The following is a 20929-nucleotide window of genomic DNA, read 5'->3' on the forward strand; positions in this document are numbered from 1 at the left end:
TAAATAAGACGTTTTAAGCGCAGTTTAAATTTACTACTTATAATCTATTGTTTTAACCGGAAATCTTAAAGCAGCAGCTTTTATATTAAGAATCAGCATTCTTTAAGACGTAAATATGCGAAGAATACTCCATAGAGCGTTTTGCTTTGCGATTAGACTGCCATCCTACCCAAAATGCCTTAAGCGGATTCATAAATCCAGATTTATATTTTTCTGAAAGTAAACAGACATAATACGCGTCAAATTTCATTGGTAAGGTTTTGACTAATGTCATATTTTCTTTTTTAAATAATCGTTCAATCGACGTTTTTGAAAAATGCCATAAATGTCTCGGCACATCAAAAGCTGCCCAAAAGTTTTTATAATGATTCGCATCATAACTTTTAAAATTAGGAACAGCAATAACTAAAGTTCCATTTGGTTTTAAAAGTGATTTTAGCAACGCCGTTTGCTTTTCTAATTCCGGCAAATGTTCTAAGACATGCCAAAGTGTAATGACATCAAAACTGTGTGGTTTTAATTTTGTTAATTCACTGCTTTCAAAAATCGAATTATTGGTTTTAGAATTCGCAATTTGCCTTGCACTATCGTTTGGTTCTATGCCCGTAATTTGCCAATTCGCTTTTAAAGCCGTTTCTAAAAAATCACCTGTGCCGCATCCAATATCTAAAAGTGTTTTAGATTCTGATTGAAACGAATTAATAAGTTTGAGTTTTCGCTTTAAAGAAATCTCTCGCACTTTATGATAAGCTAACTCTAATAAATTTCGCTTTGTATCGGTGTGCGAAATGTAATCTTCACTTTGGTAATATTCAGATAATTTTTCTCCTTCTGGTTGTGGATATGTTTCTAGCATATCGAGTTCCTTATTATGCACTAATTGGAATTCTTCTTTAGAAACAGAATGATCTTTTAAGCTTAAATATGTTGGGTTATTTTTTGGCACAATTACACTTCTACTTTTAAAATGAATTACAATATTAATTATATAAGTTCACTTCTATTTGTTTAATAAATGAAATTTTAATCTTTTTTAAACTTAAAAAAACCGAGAGTCTTTAGCTGATTATTGATTCCAAATTATACTATCAGAATTAAGAAACTAAACCCTAATCTACCTGATTTCGATTCAGACATTTTATATGGATTAAACGACATAATTATAAATTCTGAAATCTGATTTTGAATTATCCGTTTTATAATTCGATTTTATATCAAAATTAAAACGTCATCTTTATGACTACTTAATTATAGACTTTAAAGAAGTATATTTCGTCTATTTGTTTTTACTGAATAATAAAATCCTTTACCGATTGCACAAAATAGTATCCCTCTTAAAATTCAAAAACTATGTTTTTCATCCTTACAAAACCATGATTTAGATTTACAAGAAGCAAACACTTTATTATCCTTTTCACTTCTACCCTACGATACAAAAAATCAAAAATTATAATTTATAAAGAACGTTTGTAACATAAACAGAAATCAAATTAGACTTCGTTTTATGAAATTTACTGCAATAATTCTAACTAGATTTTAGAGCTTTTAAGATCTAATATTCACATCAAAATAGATTTACTTTCTTGGATTGTTTCACGTGGAACATTGTAATAATCAATAATGAGTTTCCTGCTTCTGCAGGAATTAACGTCCTAAGTAAACCAACAATACAGAAATATCATTCGGGTTGACTCCACTAATTCGTGATGCTTGAGAAATAGTTACAGGCTGAATCTTGGTCAACTTTTGTCTTGCTTCAATACTCATTGATTTCAATTTTGAATAATCAAAACCAGCAGGAATTTTTAAATTCTCTAGTCTATTTAGTTTGTCTGCATTGTTCTTTTCCTTCTCAATATAACCAGCATACTTTACTTGAATTTCAGTTTGCTCTATAACTTCAGTATCTAAATTATTTGCTTGTATATACTGTTCAACTGATTCAAACTGCCTAACATCATCGATAGTAATATTTGGCCTAGCATACAACTTAAACATCTTGTCTTGCTGCTTAACAGGTGCCGAATTTTTTGATTCTAAAATCGGATTTGCTTCATCAGGAGTTACACTTGTCTCTCTAAAAAATTGTACAAAAGCATCCGATTTAGATTGCTTTTCTTCCATACGTTTTAAACGTTTTTCAGAAGCTAAACCTAAATCATACCCTTTTGGTGTTAATCTAAAATCAGCATTATCTTGTCGTAATAAGGTTCTATATTCGGCTCGCGACGTAAACATTCTATACGGCTCTTCAGTTCCTTTTGTAATTAAATCATCAATTAAAACTCCGATATAAGCCTCATCACGTTGTAAAGTAAAAGCATCTTTTTCTTGCACTTTTAGACTCGCATTTATACCCGCCATTAAACCTTGAGAGGCAGCTTCTTCATATCCTGTTGTTCCATTTATTTGTCCAGCAAAGTATAAACCTTCAACTAACTTTGTTTCTAAAGTATGCTTTAATTGTGTTGGTGGAAAATAATCATATTCGATTGCATATCCAGGTCTAAAGAATTTTACATTTTCAAATCCTACGACAGAACGCAAGGCTTTAAATTGAACATCTTCTGGCAAGGATGTAGAGAACCCGTTAATATAATATTCGCAAGTTTTCCAACCTTCTGGCTCAACGAATAATTGATGACTATTCTTATCCGCGAAACGATTAATCTTATCTTCTATCGACGGACAATAACGTGGTCCCACACTTTGAATTCTACCATTAAACATCGGAGAACGATCAAAGCCTTCGCGAAGCAAATCGTGAACCAATTCACTCGTATGTGTCATATGACAAGAACGCTGTTCCTTTAACGGTTGCGTAGTATCTAAATAAGAAAACTTTTCAGGATGTTCATCACCTGGTTGCTCCACCATTTTAGAGAAATCCAAAGAACGACCATCTACTCTTGGAGGTGTCCCGGTTTTCATTCTACCCGATTCAAATCCTAAATTAACGAGCTGTTCTGTAATTCCTGTTGCAGCTCTTTCACCAGCTCTACCTCCACCAAAATTCTTATCACCAATATGAATTAATCCATTCAAAAAAGTACCATTAGTTAAGACCACCGACTTTGCTCTTACTTCAATTCCCAAGGATGTTTTTACACCAACCAATTTATGATTCTCGACGATTAAGCCAGAAACCATTTCTTGATAAAAGTCCAAATTAGGAGTGCCTTCTAACATCAATCTCCAATCTTCAGCAAAGCGCATTCTATCGGATTGCACTCTCGGGCTCCACATTGCAGGACCTTTAGATTTGTTCAACATCTTAAATTGAATGGCAGATGTATCTGAAACAATTCCGCTATAACCTCCTAAAGCATCAATCTCTCTTACAATTTGTCCTTTTGCTATTCCTCCCATTGCAGGATTACAAGACATCTGTGCAATGTTTTGAAGGTTCATGGTAATCAGTAAGGTCTTACTTCCCATATTTGCCGCAGCAGCTGCCGCTTCACTTCCAGCATGGCCACCACCAACAACTATAACATCATAAACTTCGTTAAACATATCGTGTTTCCTTTTTGTTCCACGTGGAACAATTAAATTTTTAAAATTTTGAGTCTGCAAATATACACTGAATTAGCGTGTATTACTTTCGCTTCGCTAAGTAGTAATCTTCTTTAGAACGCATCACCTTTTCATCTGCAACCATCTTGTCTTTATACCCACAATAATGCAATACACCATGAATGATGACACGAGCAATCTCATCTTGAAATGCAACCTTAAAATCGGACGCATTTTCTTCTACACGTTCTACAGAGATATAAATATCCCCATGTAGTTCTTTTCCTAATGAGTAATCAAAACTAATGACATCGGTCAATGTATCGTGATCTAGAAAATCTACATTCAATTTATGTAAATAATCATCGTTACAAAAGATGTAATTAATCTCTCCTTCTTTACAGTTTTCTTCTGATATGGTATTTGAAATCCATTCAGAAAGTTGTTCTGTATTTTCTAATTTAAACTGGGTTTCGTAATTAAAACTAATCATTGGTGCTTTTAAAATACTCTTGAATTTTCTTCTTAAAATGATTTTGCAAAGGTAGTGCTTGGCGATTTAAAATTTCGGTAGTATTAAAATATTGTTTCGCTGTTGGAATTTGACTCGGGTTTGTTGAATTAAAGTCTTCTGTATTTGTTTCAGATTTACGTTTAGAATCTTGGCCTTGCATAAAGGTCGCATTCTCTAATTTTAATAAATTATGCTGAAGATCCATCATCTTTTGAAGCGTCTGATTAGTAAAACCAGAGTTTAATAAATCGAGTTCAATATCCTCCATTTGCTTTATTAATTGTCCGGCGGATTCAATTTTTCCTTCCTTAGCAAAACGGTCTTCTAAGGCTTGTCGTAATTGTTGTTGTTCCTGGTAAATTTTAAATAGCTCACCGTTTTGTTCTTCACTTCCACCTTCACCATAGCCGTCATTCTTTTCACCTTCACCGTCACCATTTCCATCACCACCATTTTTTCCTTCTTTGCTTCCTTTCCCATCTTTGCCATTCTTTCCTTGCTTTCCTCCTTGTTGTCCTTCACCACTTTGTGATCCGTTCTCACCAGATTGACCACCTTCACCTTGTTTACCTTCTTTTTTACCGCCTTTTCCACTCTCACCACTTTCACCGCTCTCTCCTTCTTTACCAGATTTTCCTTTCTCTCCTGGCTTATCGCCTTCACCTTCTTTGCCATCCTTACCTTCTTCACCAGGTTTTTCCCCTTCTCCTTCCTTTCCTTCTTCGCCTTCTTTTCCCTGTTCACTTTTCTTAACTCCTTCCTCCATCTTCTTATTAAGCTCTTCTTGGCTCATAATAATGTCTGGTAACTGTTCTCCTCCTCCTTCTCCCGGTGATGGATTCATTTGCATTTCCATATTATCTAAAACATCACTTAAGAAATTAGCTAACTCATTCGTCGCCGTAACCGCATATTGTTGCGCACCCACACCATGATACAGTCTATTTTCTGTCAATTGATCTAAAGCTTTGTCTATATTAAAATACACATCCGTAATTTGTGAATTTACTTGCTCAGAAATCTTAGGTTGACGCAAAGACAATGCAAATAAACTATCATCAATATGCTCAAAATGTGTTCTAAGGTTACTTTGCTCTATAATGTACTTACCGTATTTATTATTATCAATGCTAATACTTTCAAAAGTAGTCATAAGTGCTTCTTGATCAAATGAATACAATAATAAATTCTCTAATATTTGACGTAAAGCTTCACTATCTTCAGACATTTGCTCACCTCCTCCGCCACCAGCTGCTGCTTTTTTCATCATTTCGCTCAACTGCTTCATCTTCTTAGCCGCTTTCTTTTGCTTTTCTTTTGCCTTTTTCTGCTGCTCTTGGGCATCTTGTGGTTTGGCTTCAGAATCGTTTTCTTCCTTTTTTTCTAAGGCTTCTTTGGCTTCTTTTTGATCGAATTTTATTTCATCTTCTAGAAATTCATCTCTTGGAATATCCATTGGTTTTTGAAGCTTCCTATCATCACTATTTAATTCTTCTAAATCTTTTTGAAGTTTATCAAATTCTTCATTTAATTTCTCTTGAGCTTCCTTTGTGTTCTCTTCATTTTTTTCAGATAACTTATCCTGCTCTTCAGATAATTTTTCTAATTCACCAGCCACCTTTTCAGCTTTCTTCATCAGATAAAAACGCTTGGTCAATTCCAATAGCTGTTTCATGCTACGTTTTTTATTCTTGTTTTGCTTGGCTAATTCTTCAAGTTTTTGCGTGAATTCTTCCTTATTGATTTTATCGTTTAATTGTTCAAGTTCTTTTAAAAGTTTTTCATCCTTTTTAAGTTGTTCTTCATTTTCCTTTAAGCGTTCTTTTAAATCTTCTTTAAATTGATCGTCTTTCTTTTCGTCTTTTTGAAATTCTTCTAAATTTTCTTGTAGCTTTTTGTTGAAATTTTTCATCAACTGTTCTTGATTTTTCTGACGCTTTAAAAAATCTTCAAACTTCTTTTTGTCATTAAAATTTAGACTTTCTTTTTCCTTTTGAGTTTTTGATAACTCTTCTAGCTTTTTATCTTGTTCTTGAAGTTTATCAAACGTCTTACTAATATCTTTTATCGTTTCGTTTTGCTCATTCAGTTGCTTTTGCTCTTCTTCGTCTTTAGTTAATTTACGGTAACTGAATACAGAACTTTTTGTCCGTTTATAATTATGAAGCGCATCGTTATCAAAAACTTCAAAATACAATTGGTAACTGACACCATCTTCAAGATTAAACTGATTTGGAAACGCACTTACAAACTCACTAAAATTAGATTTTGAAATATGAATCGGTTCAACTTCTTTTTTAGATTCATCGTCTGCCGGATAATACACCAATTGCAACTTTGATAAACCATAATCATCGCTGGCTTGTCCATAGAAATACAAACTTTGTTGGTCTACAGAATCTTTCTGAACCTTAATATTAAGTTCTGGATAAATATCTCTAACCACATTAATATTATAGGCTAAATTCTCATAATCTTTTAAGTCTTCATTACTTGTTGTAATACTGTAATTATAATTTTTATACAATCGTTTTGAAGCTTCAAAATTATCGTTCGTATTTAAAGTGAAGCTTAACGTGTCTTCTGCATAAATTTGAACTCCCGTCGTCGCTTTGGTCATAGCTCTCCAGGTGACATTAGTCCCTTCTGGAACCACAGCCGAACCAGTACTTTTTAAGACCTCATCTTGCTTTTTAGTATGTGCAGGGTAATCTAAAACCATTTCAAAATTTACTAAACTAGGCGTATTAACCACGTTTAATTTATAAGGTTTTGAAGTGACATCATTCGCTGTTAAGGTAAATTCTATCGCTTCTTTTGGCAAGTTGAATGTGTATTGAAATTCCCCAGGCGCTATTTGCTGTAAGAAGTACGATTGCCCATTAAATTTGATTTGTGCATTCTCAGGAATGACATGTCCAGCTGTAGACACATTCAATTTAAAATCCTTATTTTCAATAGCTTGTAAGGATTCATTCAACACAAAAAATTCAAAAGGTGCTGGTGGTTCATAAGCCGTTTTATAATTTACAACACGCTCGTAACTATCGCTAAACCAATTAATCTTTCCTGTTACAAATGATAACAGTATAATCGCCAGTGGAATGGCAGCATATTTTAAATATTTGGTGTTCGACTTAAAATTAACAGCTGCTTTAAAAGGAACGGGTTGTAATTCTTGAGACTTTTGCTCAATACTCGCTAATAATAAATCTGACTGATGTGGGTTTTGATTTAATTGAAGTACGTTTAGTAGTTTGTCGTTAACTTCTGGAAAATAATTTCCAATTAATTTAGAAGCCGTTTCAAAACTTATGCCTTTTCTAAGTTTGAATAAATGGGCTAATGGAATGGCTATGAATTTTACGAATAAAGCTAATTCTACTCCAATGAATGTCCAAAATAAGATTGTTCTTGCCGTAGGGTTTAACCATAATACATATTCTACAAACAAGGTTACAATAAGGTATAACAAGCCAATGGCAAAAAATAATATTGCACCTTTTAATAATTCATTGGTATAATACCTTTTAATGAATTGTTCTAGTTTTTGTTTTATGGTTTCGAAATTGTTCATTTAATTTTAAATCTATTTTCAATGTTCATTTTGTCTTGATACAAAACGAACCAAAAAATCAAAACGATTTATTAGGAAATTGCAAGCACCAATCGCTGATACATTGATAATTATATTCCACTTTAAACCTTATATTTTCAATCCTTGATTTTCTAATTTAACAATGATTATAGCTCATTATTTCTGAAAATCGTTGCGTCCGACGCTGTCGGAACTACAGGCACTAACAATCTTTTGGTTACCAATAATCGTTAAGAGTATTTCAGGAATAATGCTCTAAAAAAGCTAAACTACACTCTATATTACCTTTAACTGACTAAACTACGATTTTATTTTAATTGCAATTTCGGGAAAATTGGTAAGATTCTGTTAATTTAGAGGTTTTTGGTGTTAAATTAGGTTCAAATTGAGGCATTCTTAACTTAAACGTGCATTTCTACTTCTAAAAGAATGACAAACGACATATGAAAGACCTTAAATATCTAGCCGCATTTTCAATTCCCTTAGTCTGTTTCTTTAGTTTATATTTTAAAGGCTATTGGGTCTGGGCGACTCCTATTTTTGGATTTGTTTGTATTCCGATTTTAGAGCTTATTTTTCCTGTTGATAGTCAAAATTTAAAGCCTATCGAAGTTGATACTAAATTAAAACAAAAGCTATTTGATTGGTTATTGTATTTAAATCTCCCTATTGTTTATGGTTTGGTTATTTATGGATTATTTACCGTATCAAACACCGCATTAGAAACTTACGAATTTGTCGGTATTATAATTTCTGTTGGAATTGTTTTGGGTGTGAACGGCATAAATGTGGCACATGAGCTTGGTCATAGACAAACCACAAACGAACGTTCTTTGGGTAAAGCACTGCTGCTTCCTTCATTTTATATGCACTTTTATATTGAACACAATTTTGGTCATCATTTACATGCGGCTACTCCCGAAGATCCTGCCACAGCACGTTATAACCAAAGTGTATATGCGTTTTGGTTCACCTCAACATTACGGCAGTATTTTAATGCATGGAAGATTCAACTAAAATTGCTCAAAAACAACGAAAAACACTTATTTTCAACTAAAAATGACATGTTTTGGTATGTTTTCTTTCAAATTAGTTATTTAATTGCTCTTTGCTATTTATTTGAAACTACAGCATTACTCTTTGCTATTTTTGCAGGAATTATTGGTTTTGTGCTTCTCGAAACCGTGAATTATATTGAGCATTATGGTTTAATGCGATTAAAAACGAAATCTGGTCGTTACGAACGTGTTAAAGAAATTCATTCCTGGAATTCTAATCACGTTATTGGAAGAATTGTACTGTATGAATTAACCAGACATAGCGATCATCATTATAAAACAACCAAAAAATATCAAATCTTAGATTGCCACGACGACAGTCCTCAAATGCCATATGGCTATCCAACCTCAATGGTATTAGCTATGATTCCGCCAGTTTGGTTTGCCATTATGAATAAACGTGTTCCAAAATCAATGATTGTATCTTAACGATTCTTTTGCTTTGTTCTAAAACCTTATCAAACTATCTTTGCGCTAGATTCTGAAACAAGTTCAGAATGACAAACTATTTCGATTTTCCGTTATGTCTAAAAACGTACGTGTGCGCTTTGCACCGAGTCCAACAGGACCTTTACATATTGGTGGTGTAAGAACCGCTTTATTCAATTATTTATTTGCTAAAAAACATGGAGGTGATTTTGTTCTTAGGATAGAAGATACAGATCAAAACCGTTATGTTGAAGGTGCTGAAGAGTATATTGTAAAATCATTAGATTGGTGCGGTATGTCTTTTGACGAAGGTCCAGGAAAGAATGAAAAATTTGGTCCTTACAGACAAAGTGAACGCAAGCATTTGTACAAACAATATGCAGATGATTTAATTGCGAACGGAAAAGCCTATTATGCTTTTGATACCTCTGAGCAATTAGATGCAGAACGTAAAGGCCATGAAGCCGAAGGAAAAACCTTTATCTACAATTGGCACAACCGTGCAAAAGGACGCTTGGTAAATTCTTTAGTATTAACTGAAGCGGAAACTAAAGCTAAAATTGAAGCTGGTGATGATTACGTGATTCGTTTTAAATCTCCACAAGATGAAACTTTACATCTTACAGATATTATTCGTGGTAACATGAAGATTGACACCAATGTTTTAGATGATAAAATTTTGTTTAAAAGCGATGGTATGCCAACCTATCACTTAGCAAATATTGTAGATGATCATTTAATGGAAATTACACATGTGATTCGTGGTGAAGAATGGTTACCTTCTTTAGCATTACACCAATTATTGTATGATGCTTTCGGTTGGGATGCACCAGAATTTGCACATTTACCATTGATTTTAAAACCAACAGGAAAAGGTAAATTAAGTAAACGTGATGGTGATAAAATGGGCTTTCCTGTATTTCCATTAGAATATACAGCACCAGATGGAACGGTGTCTAGAGGTTATAAAGAAGATGGGTATTTCCCTGAAGCTGTGGTTAATTTCTTAGCTTTTTTAGGATGGAATCCTGGAACAGAACAAGAAATATTTAGTTTAGAGCAATTGGTTGCAGATTTTGATTTAGCACGAGTTAATAAAGCAGGTGCACGTTTTGATCCGGATAAAACAAAATGGTTTAATCACCATTACATGCAGCAGCAATTAGATTTGAATTTGGCTGAACAGTTTAAGGCTACACAACCAGAATTAGCTGAAATGGATGTGAATTACATCGCATTGGCTGTGGGATTAATAAAAGAGCGCGCCACTTTTGTTAGCGATTTTTGGGACTTAAGTCACTTCTTTTTTACGGCTCCGACATCTTATGATGAAAAAGCTTCTAAAAAAGCCTTAAAAGAAGATACGGCTGATATTATGAACTCTGTTATTGAACGTGTTAATGCTACTGATGATTTTACGGTTGAAAACCTTCAAACCAACATTAAAGGTTGGATTACGGATAATGAAATTAGTTTTGGAAAAGTAATGATGCCATTACGACTCGCTTTAGTTGGGGCCTTACAAGGACCAGATGTTTTTGATATTATGTATATGATTGGTAAAACAGAAACTGTAAAACGTATTGAGACTTTAATCAAGTAAATTTAATTTGTTTAAATATTAAAAACACCCCTAAAGTCCCCTCAAGGGGACAATCCATACTGCTGAATAAGACAATTGTCCCCTAGAGGGGACTTTAGGGGTGTAAATTTATAAAAGTATTTTTCGAATACTTTATATCTAAAAACCATAAATTATGAAGTCTTATTTTTTCCTTTTAGTATTTAGTCTCGGTATAGCCACGTCTTGTAAAAGTGAAAAAAAAGCAGAATTACCAATAGATACTGTAGCATTACCATTACACAATAAACGTGTGTTGATATTAGGTAATAGCATCACACAACATGGTTATTATGTAGACTTTATAGACTATTATTTACGTAAGCACTATACTGATAATTCATTAGATATTATCAGTATTGGCTTATCTAGTGAGACTATTTCTGGTAGTTCTGAACCTAATCGCGACTTTCCAAGACCTAATGTTAGAGAACGTTTAGATAGGGCTTTAAAAGACATAAAACCAGATGTTGTTTTGGCTTGTTATGGGATGAATGATGGAAACTATCATCCATTAGACAGTCTTAGATTTCAAGAATACAAAAATGGGATTTCCGAATTAAAAACTAAGGTTGAAGGTATTGGCGCTCAATTAATCTTATTGACTCCTACCCTTTTTGATCCTAATCCGATTGCAGATCGCGTTTCAAAAGAAGGAGAACCTCATGCATATTGGCACCCTTATTATAAATACAATGACGTCTTAACGGCCTATTCTGATTGGTTATTAAGTCTCGAAACAGAAGAACTTCAAGTTATAGATTTACACCATCACCTTAATCCTATTTTAGCGAATATGAAACGTATAACAGTGGATTCTACGTTTGTTCCAGATGGTGTACATCCTAATAAAATTGGTCATTTTTATATGGCTCAGAAAATTTTAAAAGATTTATATCCTGAGGTTTCTATTGAAAATCCTGTTTCAGAAATTGAACGTTTAGAAGCCGATTCTCTTTTTACTTTAGTTTCTAAAAGACGTGACTTACGCTCTGAAGGTTGGCGAAACTATATTGGGTATACTAAAAATGGTGACACCGTGAAGGCTGATTCTATTTCTGCAACTATAACTAATGTAAAACTATTGGATGACGCTATTCTAAAATTATTGAATCCGTAAAATAGAATATCGTCATTTTAAAAATGTTGTACTTCGTAATATCTGCTGCATTTCAATTTAAATAACTTACTTTTAATGACACTTATTTTTTAACTAAATAAACTTATTATGGGTCAATTTATCCTAGTTCCAATTTTATTAATTGCATTATTTATATTGTTTTCATCCTTCTTTATGGTGAAGCAACAAACCGCTGCCATTATTGAACGTTTTGGAAAATTTCACAGTATTCGTCAATCGGGTTTACATATGAAAATTCCTTTAGTCGACAAGGTTTCTGGACGTTTGAGTTTAAAGATTCAACAATTAGATGTTATCATTGAAACCAAAACATTAGATGATGTATTTGTAAAACTAAAAGTTTCTGTACAGTACAAAGTGGTCACAGAACGTGTTTACGATGCGTTTTATAAGTTAGATTATCCACATGATCAGATTACGAGTTATGTATTTGATGTGGTACGTGCCGAAGTACCAAAAATGAAATTAGATGATGTTTTTGTGAAGAAAGATGATATTGCATTGGCTGTAAAAGCGGAATTAAATGATGCAATGATGGATTACGGATTTGATATTATCAGAACTTTAGTGACTGATATCGATCCAGATCCACAAGTAAAAATAGCCATGAACCGTATTAATGCGGCAGATAGAGAAAAAACAGCGGCTCAGTATGAAGGTGATGCACAACGTATTTTAATTGTTGAAAAAGCTAAAGCAGAAGCAGAAAGTAAGCGTCTACAAGGACAAGGTATTGCTGATCAACGTCGTGAAATTGCACGTGGTTTAGAAGAATCAGTTGATGTTTTAAATCGTGTTGGTATTAACAGTCAAGAAGCTTCAGCATTAATAGTGGTAACACAGCATTACGATACTTTGCAAGCTATTGGTAGCGAAACGAATAGTAATCTAATTCTTTTACCTAATTCTCCACAAGCAGGAAGCCAAATGTTAAATGATATGGTCGCTAGTTTTACAGCGAGCAATCAAATTGGTGAGGCCATGAAAAATCAGAAAAAGAAAGATGATGAATAATATCAAAAGGATACTACTATTTGTTTTAATAGCAACAAGCGTAAATGGCTTTTCTCAAACCAAAACAGACGCTTTAAAGGATGCTAAAATAACCTCTACCGCAACCTTAAAAATGGACTTTGAAACGGTTCTTAAACATACCCTTCCATCGGTATTAGACATGATGGGTGGTAAAGACGCTGCTTTAAAGGTTATAGAATCTACTTTTGAGAATATGAAAGCACAAGGCTTTGTGTTTGAAAAAGCTGATATCAACGGTGTTTCTGAAATTGTTAAAGAACAAGGTCAGTTTCGATGTGCCATTGAAGGTTACAATCAAATGGTGATGTCCGGACAACGTATTTCTTCTAAAAGTTACCTCTTAGGAATTTATAATGAAGCAGATAAGTATTGGTGGTTTATTGAAGCTAAGCAATTAAAAAATGACGCTTTAACAAAACAAATTTTACCAAATTTTGAAACGGCTCTGGAGATTCCTGAAGATGAAATGAAGGTCGAACCCATAGAAGATTAAATGATAAATAAACCTCGAAAGTTAATTTTCGAGGTTTTTTTATTTCAATTCGTTATAAACCGCAAAGAATACTTCCCATTACGGTCAATGTAACAATCCAATACCCAGCATTTATAGCGATATATTTTGTGCTTTTTCTTTCGAATAATGCAATGGTTCCAATAATTGGAAGTGCCCCAAGTATCCCAAACATAGCTCCGTGTAAGGCACCATGCTTAAATGTTCTAAATGTGTTTCCATAATCGGCCATAAACGCTTCAAAAGATGGTTTTGCTAATTCTGGCTTTGCTCCTACCATGCTTAAAGCTCCCCATTGATGGTTTGTAAATTGCATTAACAAAAAACTCAACATGGCAGCAAACACTAATGCTAAGCCAAAAATAATTGCAATATTTCCGCTTTTCATGCGCTCTTCTGTCATTCCAGATTCTCGCATCCAAGCCATTCCGAAACCAAATTTAGGATTGTACCATAATGCTCCAATAAATAAAGCAGCCACAGCTGCAATGGGAATGGCAATAAAGTTAATTGGTAATTCCATAGTATAGTGTGATTAGTTAGTTGTTTTAAATGTACAAAAAAACCTCATAACTATTGATTATGAGGCTTTTAATATATTTATGACACTATACTTTAGTGTTCTTCCTTGTATTTATCTCGAATTTCCTTTAATTCATTGAGATAATTTTCTAAATCTGATGTATCTAAACTTTCAGTTTCACTGGAACCATTAGGCAATGTACTTCTGGTTTCGCTTAAATATTTTTGAAGTTCTGGGTAATTTTCTTCAATATCTCTAGTTACTATAGAGATTTTTGTAAGTATTTTTTGTGATTTATCCATAATTAACATTATTTATCTCAAGTTAGGTCTTTATAAATTCAGTCTATCTCAAATAATTGTTAAAACCTCAAGCTTTATTAGTTCGTTTGATAATTTATAATTTCTTGTACAGGACTAAGAACACTATAATCTTTCCAAATAGAAGGATCATATTTTGATATATAACTTATTGGATATTCTTTAGTAATTTTAAAAGCTGAATCACCTTGCAATGATCCTTTACTTATAAAGAATAATTCACTTTTAGCTATATAATCTTGTTCAATCATAAACTTTAATTTTAACTGTTGTTTATCGGTATGTTCAGCGGTATTATTTCTAATAAATTTAAGCGAACGGTTGATATAAACATAGTTTCCATTTTCTTGACTGATAAAATACAAGTCATAAACAGAATTTTCATTCTTTTTAAAAATCACTGTAGAACGATACGCATTTTCTTCGAACTTAAAGCCTGCTAAAAATTTAAGATTCATTTTAGAACCCGTTCTATTTTCAGCAAATTCATATTCTAGCTTTACAACAGCAAAATCGGACGTGTTTACATACATTTTACCTGTGTATTTAGCAGAACGTTTTGTGGGATTAAAGCTAATGCTGTAAGTTGCTTCATCGTTGAGATAACTGATTCCGTCAATTGAATACTCGTAGCCTTTATCTTCGAATATAAAATCTAAATTTGAGTTTTCTACCAGTGAATTATTTCTAATAATCCTAGATACCTTATTATTAATTACAGTGGTTTCTCCTTTTTTAGCATCAGAATCTTCCTTTAAAATTTTTCCTACCTTAAGTGAATCTTCAATAGTAAATATGCTTGTTTTTAATTTGTAGGTTGCCGAAGAATCTAACACATTAAGTACACTTTTAATTAATTTACCATTCACCGCATCTGTAGATAAATCTTTTTCTACATTCACTAATTTAGTAGATTTGATAACATGACTCTGCGTACTATCTGCAATATGCAATAGGTCTAATAGTGTATCTTCATAAAACTTAGAATTATTATTGACCATCAGTTGACTCATGGTCTCAAAGTTTTTATTAATGTCTTTAATTGTTGCTCTGTTGAAATTGGAAGATTTTGAAACTTCAAAGTCGAAATCTTTAATATTAAAATTGCTGCTTTCTCTCATAAAAATCCTTTGATTATCATTTACAGGATAGTTTTTTGAGATATTTGCTCTCACATTTTCCAAAATTTCTTCAATAGACAAAAGTTTGTTTGTAATAAAAACTTCTGAAAGCTCACTTATAGAATCTTCTAAAACATATGTTGGTTTTGTAAATGTTGAAAGTTGAAATTCTAATGATTTATACCCCAAACATGAAATTGAAACGTTATCCGAGTCTGAAAAATTATCTGTTTCTAGTGTAAAAACACCCTCCTCATTAGTTATAACTCCATAATTTGGACCAATCTGAAGTGTAACATAAGGAATAGGATTATTATCAATATCTACAATTTTGCCAGTAATAGTCTGACTAAAAACGGTATTTCCAATAAGAAGTAACGTTAGAATGAGCGTAATTTTTTTCATGTATTTGAATTTGAAATTTAGACACCCTAAACTACTTTAAATTATTTAATTTTTAAAAAAAAATACCTACAAGGATTTGAAAACCTTGTAGGTACATTAAAATAATAAGAAAATATAAATATTAAATATCTGAAGCCTCAGCAACTAAAACCTCATTCTTATCGGCTTTAGCCTTCTCAATAAACTCATTAATAGCCTCATTTCGTTCTAAGCCATTTTTAAGCATCACTTTCAACGCAATTAAAGTTGCGATACGTGTACCTGCTTTTTTTACAGCTGTGCCAAATAAAGGCTCTAATTCATCATAACTAACATCTTTAGCAAGCACTTCTATTTCAGATTTCGCTTTTAGTTGTTTTTCTTCAGCTAAATTGGTGTATTTCTTCCCTAATTGTTGAATAACACTTATAGCAGAACGCTTTTGCAGATTCGGCTTTGGTTTGTTTTGATTTTCATTAGCCTGAGGTTTTGGTTTTTGCTTTGCCCAACTATCTCTTAAGCCAACTGTTTTATTAAAGACTAATTTTTCAGCTGTAGAATCATCATCGACATTAAAATAGCCTAAACGTTGAAATTGAAACTGCTCTCCTACTTTAACATCTGCCAAACTAGGTTCTAAATAACCAGTTTTAAGCGTTAAAGATTTCGGGTTTACATATTCCATAAAATCTTTGTCCTTGTCGCTATCTGGCGATTCGTGCATAAACAAACGATCGTACTCTCTAATTTCTGCAGTTATTGCATGTTTTATAGACACCCAATGCAGTGTTCCTTTTACTTTTTTAGAGGTGTCTTCATCATAGGTACAATGGATTTCTGTTATCTCTCCATTGTCGTCTTTTACAACACTATTGGCTTTAATGATATACGCGTTTTTTAAACGGACTTCACCACCAAGTTGTAATCTAAAAAACTTAGCTCCTGCTTCCTCTTTAAAATCCTCTTTTTCGATATAAATTTCTCTAGAAAAAGGCACTTTTCTAAAGCCTGCAGAATCATCTTCCTGATTATTTTCAGCTTCTAACCATTCCTCTTTGTCTTCAGGATAATTAGTAATCACCACTTTTACCGGATCTAAAACCGCCATAACACGATTCGCAGATTTGTTTAAATCTTCTCGAATACAAAATTCTAAAAGTGATACATCAATGACGTTTTCGCGTTTAGCAACACCTACTTTATCAATAAACTTTCTTATAGAACTTGGTGTGTAACCACGGCGACGTAAACCAGATATCGTAGGCATACGAGGATCATCCCAACCAGAAACAATACCTTCTTCAACCAAACGTAATAACTTACGCTTGCTCATTATGGTATAACTTAGATTTAAACGTGCAAATTCGCGTTGTTTAGGTGGCATTGGCAATGCTTCCTTAGCATAGTCGTATATATGATCTCTAAACCAATTATAAAGCTCTCTATGTGGTTTAAACTCTAATGAACATAAACTGTGTGACACTTGTTCAATGTAATCACTTTCTCCATGTGTCCAATCGTACATCGGGTAAATACACCAATCGTTACCTGTTCTATGGTGTTCGGTATGCATAATACGATACATCATAGGATCTCGCATGAGCATATTTGGACTTTCCATATCAATTTTAGCACGCAGAATATGTGTACCAGCAGGGAATTCCCCAGCTTTCATACGTTTGAATAAATCTAAATTCTCTTCAACACTACGACTTCTATATGGACTATTTGTTCCTACTTGCGTAGGAGTTCCTTTTTGTTGTGCAATTTCTTCAGAGGTTTGGCTATCGACATAGGCTTTGCCATCTTTTATCATTTGAACTGCCCAATCATACAACTTCTGAAAATAATCAGACGAGTACAATTCATTGGCCCATTGGTAACCTAACCATGCAATATCTTTTTTTATAGCATCTACATACTCCTGCTCTTCTTTTGCAGGATTTGTATCATCGAATCTTAAATTTACGGGTGCATTGTACGTTTCACCCAATCCGAAACTAATACCAATAGCTTTGGTATGACCTATGTGTAAATACCCATTTGGCTCTGGTGGAAAACGAAAGCGAAGTTTATCTTTTGATAAACCATTAGCTAAATCTTCTTCTATAATATGCTCAATGAAATTGAGTGCTTTTTTTTCTTCTGACATGTTTTAGGTGTTAGCTGTTAGGTATTAGCTGTTAGGTGAAATCCTTATACAGCTACAATTCTCAACATCATTATTCCAGGTGGTAAAATTAAACAAATTGTAACATTTATTTACTTTTTTAGTCTGATAGTATGAATCAATAACCGAAGACTAAAATGAACTATAAATGTCCGAAATGCAATAATAACACCTATACTGTTGACCAAATGCGAGCCACTGGTGGTACGTTTTCTAAAATCTTTGATATTCAGAATAAAAAATTTACATCAGTTACTTGTAAAAAGTGTACGTATACTGAATTCTATAAAGCTAAAACTAGTGCTATTAGTAACATTTTTGATTTGTTTACGAGTTAGAAAAGCGTAAAGATCGCTTCGCTGTAAGAATCGAGAACCAAGAGACAAGACTTATTAGTGGTAACTGATGCTTATTCTGTTTTTATTTGAGTTTTATCTTTTTACATAATTATTGTAAATGTCACTTCGACTACGCTCAGTGACCAATACTTAACAATCAAATTAATATAAAGTAATTCAGGTTTATCGAGAAACTAATTGGTCAGATTATAAAGACGCTTAATACAATTTTTAAATAATATCCATTAATTAATTACAAATTAGTCCTTGTTCTTGGTTCTAAAAGCAAGCGCTCTAATATCTTTTATATTATTTTTGCTTTATGGGAATAATAAAAGTTGAAAATATAAGAGTCTTTGCTAATCACGGCTGTTTAAAAGAAGAAACCGCTATTGGTAGTGATTACAAAGTAGATATTGAAGTTAAGGCTAATTTACAAACCTCAGCAGGATCTGATGAATTGAGTGATACTGTAGATTATGTGTTACTGAATAAAATTGTTAGAGAAGAAATGGCAGAACCTTCTAAGCTTTTAGAAACGGTTGCCAAGCGTATTTTGAATCGTGTTTTTATTGAAGAAGCCTTAATTACTAAAGCTACAGTTGCAGTTAGTAAAATTAATCCGCCAATTGGTGGTGATGTTGAGATGGTTACGATAAAAATGACTCAAAAGCGAAAAAAGTAAAGCTATTTAGGGTATAACGTATATAATTTTTATATTTGCGCTCTCGTTAAATTAAGTTTAAATTGATGAGATTCCTTTTTTTAAAGGAATAAAGGGTGTCGTGGCCGAGTGGCTAGGCAGTGGTCTGCAACACCATCTACAGCGGTTCGAATCCGCTCGACACCTCAAAAAGCTTCTAAGTTCTCTTAGAGGCTTTTTTATTTTTAAATTTTAAGAAAATTTAGATTAATAGATACGCGGCTCGAATCCTAACGTTTTAATGACCTCAAAAAGCTTTCTATTTATGTTGAGGCTTTTTCATCTTTCAAATTTTTAGAAAATTTAGATTAATAATTACGCGGCTCGAATCCTAACGTTTTAATGACCTTAAAAAGCTTTCAATTTATGTTGAGGCTTTTTCATCTTTCAAATTTTAAGAAATTTTAGATTAATGGTTACGCGGCTCGAATCCTAACGTTTTAATGACCTCAAAAAGCTTTCTATTTTTGTTGAGGCTTTTTCATCTTTCAAATTTTAAGAAAATTTAGATTAATAGATACGCGATTCAAATCCTATCGCTTTAGTAACCTCTAAAACCCTTCAATTTATGTTGAGGCTTTTTTATCTTTCAAATTTTTAGAAAATTTAGATTAATAGATACGCGACTCGAATCCTAACGTTTTGATGACCTCGAGAGAACTTCAAGCTATGTTGAGTTTTTTTCGCATGAATCTTAACTCATTATTATTCTATAACTCCTCTTCTATCTACTATAAAGTAATCAAAAATCAATAAAAGACTTAATAACAGCACACCAATTGTAAATAATAAAGCGCCATAAGGCCAATGTTGAATTTTAAAAAGTATTCCGAATACTAATGTAAAAATTGTTAATCCAATTAAAATATAGTAGACTGCTTTTAGAAATTTATTCTTCCTATATGGTCTACTTTTAAAATACGACATACCTTCTACATAAAACCAATAAATAAAGAGTATAAGCAGCAGTATTTCATAGATATATGGCACATAAAAAATCTGGAATGTATTTGCTAAATAATTGAAAACCCATATTAAAATCATAGCCAATTTAGTATAATCTAAAATGGATTTCTCTTTTTTATAAACGAAGCGAATAGTATATAATAATCCGATTGAAGCTCCACCAAGCAACATTAAATTATGTGCAAAAGGCCAATGCATAATTTTGAATAATGCACCAAAAATTAAGATAATAATGGCTATTCGTAACGGAAAAGTTAAGATTTTAGTTTCATTTGTTGACATTAATCAAGAGGATTAACATTTTCAATCTGTTCTATCCCCTTTTCATAAAGATTCGGGAATAAACCTTGACTTAATAGTATAATACCAAAAACTAAAATAACCAAGGCTACAATTTTTTTGGTCTTAAAAATTCGTCGTGGAGTCAGTTTACTTTTAAGTCGTTTTGCAGCCGCTATTTTAACCAAATCTGTTAAAAAATAAGCTATTAACATGGTTACAATAAAGATAGCTACGCCGTTTTCAGAGGTTGTAATAGAAGTTCCAATCACTATAAACCCTAACCAGCCTAATAGTACACCAATATTGATAAAATTAAGTAGAAATCCTTTTACAAAAAGCTTACCATAATCCTTTTTAGGAAGCTCTATTCTATGATGTTCTCTTACAATAGATCGGAACGATTTAGAGGTTTTTATAAAACTGATTAATCCGTAAATAATCAATAAAGTACCTCCAAAAACTAATAATTTTGGATCGTCTTTTATTTTTTCTAAAAGTGTATCTGTGCTTTTAAAAATAACTAAGATAAAAACAATATCAGCGAAAATTACACCTAAATCAAATATAATGGCACTAGTAATGCCTTTGGTTACACTAGTTTCTAATAGTACAAAAAAAACTGGTCCAATAGTAAAGGCTAAAATTATTCCAAAGGGAATGGCTGTTAAGATATCGTCTAACATGTAAAACTTGCGGTTT

17 protein-coding genes and 1 tRNA gene are annotated in these 20929 nt (G+C 32.7%); 8 read left to right on the forward strand and 10 right to left on the reverse strand.

Going from position 1 to position 20929, the window contains the following annotated elements:
• Positions 1 to 85 precede the first annotated feature (85 nt).
• The 4 genes from DFQ09_RS14560 to DFQ09_RS14580 form a co-directional block, all read right to left on the reverse strand.
• The gene (locus DFQ09_RS14560; RefSeq protein ID WP_115811610.1) at positions 86 to 946 is read right to left on the reverse strand and encodes a class I SAM-dependent methyltransferase; all 861 of its coding nucleotides are present in this window, start codon (positions 944 to 946) and stop codon (positions 86 to 88) included.
• Between the two features lie 698 nt (positions 947 to 1644).
• The gene (mnmG, locus tag DFQ09_RS14565) at positions 1645 to 3516 is read right to left on the reverse strand and encodes a tRNA uridine-5-carboxymethylaminomethyl(34) synthesis enzyme MnmG (RefSeq protein WP_115811697.1); all 1872 of its coding nucleotides are present in this window, start codon (positions 3514 to 3516) and stop codon (positions 1645 to 1647) included.
• An 82-nt stretch (positions 3517 to 3598) separates the two neighbouring features.
• Positions 3599 to 4009 carry an rRNA maturation RNase YbeY gene (ybeY, locus tag DFQ09_RS14570; RefSeq protein WP_115811612.1) on the reverse strand — a complete coding sequence of 137 codons (411 nt, stop codon included), beginning with the start codon at positions 4007 to 4009 and terminating at the stop codon, positions 3599 to 3601.
• Positions 4002 to 7607: a DUF4175 family protein gene (locus DFQ09_RS14580; RefSeq protein ID WP_181897194.1), complete on the reverse strand. Its 3606-nt coding sequence runs from the start codon at positions 7605 to 7607 to the stop codon at positions 4002 to 4004. The genes ybeY and DFQ09_RS14580 overlap by 8 nt, the downstream gene beginning before the upstream one ends.
• 464 nt (positions 7608 to 8071) lie before the next feature.
• Here DFQ09_RS14580 and DFQ09_RS14585 point away from each other — a divergent pair, with 464 nt between their 5' ends.
• The 5 genes from DFQ09_RS14585 (at position 8072) to DFQ09_RS14605 (ending at position 13405) form a co-directional block, all read left to right on the forward strand.
• The gene (locus DFQ09_RS14585) at positions 8072 to 9115 is read left to right on the forward strand and encodes an alkane 1-monooxygenase (RefSeq protein ID WP_115811614.1); all 1044 of its coding nucleotides are present in this window, start codon (positions 8072 to 8074) and stop codon (positions 9113 to 9115) included.
• Positions 9116 to 9209: 94 nt separating this feature from the next.
• Entirely contained in the window at positions 9210 to 10718 is a 1509-nt protein-coding gene (gene gltX, locus DFQ09_RS14590) for a glutamate--tRNA ligase (RefSeq protein WP_115811616.1), read from the forward strand.
• Positions 10719 to 10872: 154 nt separating this feature from the next.
• Positions 10873 to 11856: an SGNH/GDSL hydrolase family protein gene (locus DFQ09_RS14595; protein ID WP_115811618.1), complete on the forward strand. Its 984-nt coding sequence runs from the start codon at positions 10873 to 10875 to the stop codon at positions 11854 to 11856.
• Between the two features lie 108 nt (positions 11857 to 11964).
• Positions 11965 to 12891, forward strand: a complete 927-nt coding sequence (locus tag DFQ09_RS14600; protein WP_020896410.1) for an SPFH domain-containing protein — start codon at positions 11965 to 11967, stop codon at positions 12889 to 12891.
• Positions 12881 to 13405, forward strand: a complete 525-nt coding sequence (locus DFQ09_RS14605) for a hypothetical protein (RefSeq protein WP_147298356.1) — start codon at positions 12881 to 12883, stop codon at positions 13403 to 13405. The genes DFQ09_RS14600 and DFQ09_RS14605 overlap by 11 nt, the downstream gene beginning before the upstream one ends.
• A gap of 52 nt (positions 13406 to 13457) precedes the next feature.
• Here the strand turns inward: DFQ09_RS14605 and DFQ09_RS14610 are convergent, their stop codons facing one another.
• From DFQ09_RS14610 to DFQ09_RS14625, 4 genes are all read right to left on the reverse strand, one after another.
• Positions 13458 to 13946: a DUF1761 domain-containing protein gene (locus tag DFQ09_RS14610; protein WP_115811622.1), complete on the reverse strand. Its 489-nt coding sequence runs from the start codon at positions 13944 to 13946 to the stop codon at positions 13458 to 13460.
• A 92-nt stretch (positions 13947 to 14038) separates the two neighbouring features.
• Positions 14039 to 14248, reverse strand: a complete 210-nt coding sequence (locus DFQ09_RS14615) for a thioredoxin domain-containing protein (RefSeq protein WP_115811699.1) — start codon at positions 14246 to 14248, stop codon at positions 14039 to 14041.
• A 77-nt stretch (positions 14249 to 14325) separates the two neighbouring features.
• Positions 14326 to 15792: a carboxypeptidase-like regulatory domain-containing protein gene (locus DFQ09_RS14620; RefSeq protein ID WP_115811624.1), complete on the reverse strand. Its 1467-nt coding sequence runs from the start codon at positions 15790 to 15792 to the stop codon at positions 14326 to 14328.
• Between the two features lie 121 nt (positions 15793 to 15913).
• The gene (locus DFQ09_RS14625) at positions 15914 to 17923 is read right to left on the reverse strand and encodes a glutamine--tRNA ligase/YqeY domain fusion protein (RefSeq protein WP_115811626.1); all 2010 of its coding nucleotides are present in this window, start codon (positions 17921 to 17923) and stop codon (positions 15914 to 15916) included.
• Positions 17924 to 18078: 155 nt separating this feature from the next.
• On the opposite strand from DFQ09_RS14625, the gene DFQ09_RS14630 reads away from it, so the two are divergent.
• The 3 genes from DFQ09_RS14630 to DFQ09_RS14640 all read left to right on the forward strand — a co-directional run bounded on the left by DFQ09_RS14630 (position 18079) and on the right by DFQ09_RS14640 (position 19129).
• Positions 18079 to 18279 (forward strand): zinc ribbon domain-containing protein, encoded by a 201-nt coding sequence (locus DFQ09_RS14630; RefSeq protein ID WP_115811628.1) that lies wholly within the window; start codon positions 18079 to 18081, stop codon positions 18277 to 18279.
• Between the two features lie 322 nt (positions 18280 to 18601).
• Entirely contained in the window at positions 18602 to 18964 is a 363-nt protein-coding gene (folB, locus tag DFQ09_RS14635) for a dihydroneopterin aldolase (RefSeq protein WP_115811630.1), read from the forward strand.
• A gap of 94 nt (positions 18965 to 19058) precedes the next feature.
• Positions 19059 to 19129 (forward strand) — tRNA-Cys (locus DFQ09_RS14640).
• Positions 19130 to 19687: 558 nt separating this feature from the next.
• Here DFQ09_RS14640 and DFQ09_RS14645 read toward each other — a convergent pair.
• Both DFQ09_RS14645 and DFQ09_RS14650 read right to left on the reverse strand, forming a co-directional pair.
• The gene (locus tag DFQ09_RS14645) at positions 19688 to 20230 is read right to left on the reverse strand and encodes a GldL-related protein (protein ID WP_115811632.1); all 543 of its coding nucleotides are present in this window, start codon (positions 20228 to 20230) and stop codon (positions 19688 to 19690) included.
• Positions 20230 to 20913 carry a LysE family translocator gene (locus DFQ09_RS14650; protein WP_115811634.1) on the reverse strand — a complete coding sequence of 228 codons (684 nt, stop codon included), beginning with the start codon at positions 20911 to 20913 and terminating at the stop codon, positions 20230 to 20232. The genes DFQ09_RS14645 and DFQ09_RS14650 overlap by 1 nt, the downstream gene beginning before the upstream one ends.
• Positions 20914 to 20929: the final 16 nt, after the last annotated feature.

Source organism: Winogradskyella pacifica, assembly GCF_003386275.1.
GTDB lineage: Bacteria > Bacteroidota > Bacteroidia > Flavobacteriales > Flavobacteriaceae > Winogradskyella > Winogradskyella pacifica.

Excerpts from the sequence above, each read along its gene's own strand:
- DFQ09_RS14600 (WP_020896410.1), top strand. The coding sequence starts at position 11,965 with ATGGGTCAATTTATCCTAGTTCCAATTTTATTAATTGCATTATTTATA.
- DFQ09_RS14625 (WP_115811626.1), bottom strand. The coding sequence starts at position 17,923 with ATGTCAGAAGAAAAAAAAGCACTCAATTTCATTGAGCATATTATAGAA.
- ybeY (WP_115811612.1), bottom strand. The coding sequence starts at position 4,009 with ATGATTAGTTTTAATTACGAAACCCAGTTTAAATTAGAAAATACAGAA.
- DFQ09_RS14645 (WP_115811632.1), bottom strand. The coding sequence starts at position 20,230 with ATGTCAACAAATGAAACTAAAATCTTAACTTTTCCGTTACGAATAGCC.
- mnmG (WP_115811697.1), bottom strand. The coding sequence starts at position 3,516 with ATGTTTAACGAAGTTTATGATGTTATAGTTGTTGGTGGTGGCCATGCT.
- folB (WP_115811630.1), top strand. The coding sequence starts at position 18,602 with ATGGGAATAATAAAAGTTGAAAATATAAGAGTCTTTGCTAATCACGGC.
- DFQ09_RS14595 (WP_115811618.1), top strand. The coding sequence starts at position 10,873 with ATGAAGTCTTATTTTTTCCTTTTAGTATTTAGTCTCGGTATAGCCACG.
- DFQ09_RS14610 (WP_115811622.1), bottom strand. The coding sequence starts at position 13,946 with ATGGAATTACCAATTAACTTTATTGCCATTCCCATTGCAGCTGTGGCT.
- DFQ09_RS14650 (WP_115811634.1), bottom strand. The coding sequence starts at position 20,913 with ATGTTAGACGATATCTTAACAGCCATTCCCTTTGGAATAATTTTAGCC.
- DFQ09_RS14585 (WP_115811614.1), top strand. The coding sequence starts at position 8,072 with ATGAAAGACCTTAAATATCTAGCCGCATTTTCAATTCCCTTAGTCTGT.
- DFQ09_RS14630 (WP_115811628.1), top strand. The coding sequence starts at position 18,079 with ATGAACTATAAATGTCCGAAATGCAATAATAACACCTATACTGTTGAC.
- DFQ09_RS14580 (WP_181897194.1), bottom strand. The coding sequence starts at position 7,607 with ATGAACAATTTCGAAACCATAAAACAAAAACTAGAACAATTCATTAAA.
- DFQ09_RS14620 (WP_115811624.1), bottom strand. The coding sequence starts at position 15,792 with ATGAAAAAAATTACGCTCATTCTAACGTTACTTCTTATTGGAAATACC.
- gltX (WP_115811616.1), top strand. The coding sequence starts at position 9,210 with ATGTCTAAAAACGTACGTGTGCGCTTTGCACCGAGTCCAACAGGACCT.
- DFQ09_RS14605 (WP_147298356.1), top strand. The coding sequence starts at position 12,881 with ATGATGAATAATATCAAAAGGATACTACTATTTGTTTTAATAGCAACA.
- DFQ09_RS14615 (WP_115811699.1), bottom strand. The coding sequence starts at position 14,248 with ATGGATAAATCACAAAAAATACTTACAAAAATCTCTATAGTAACTAGA.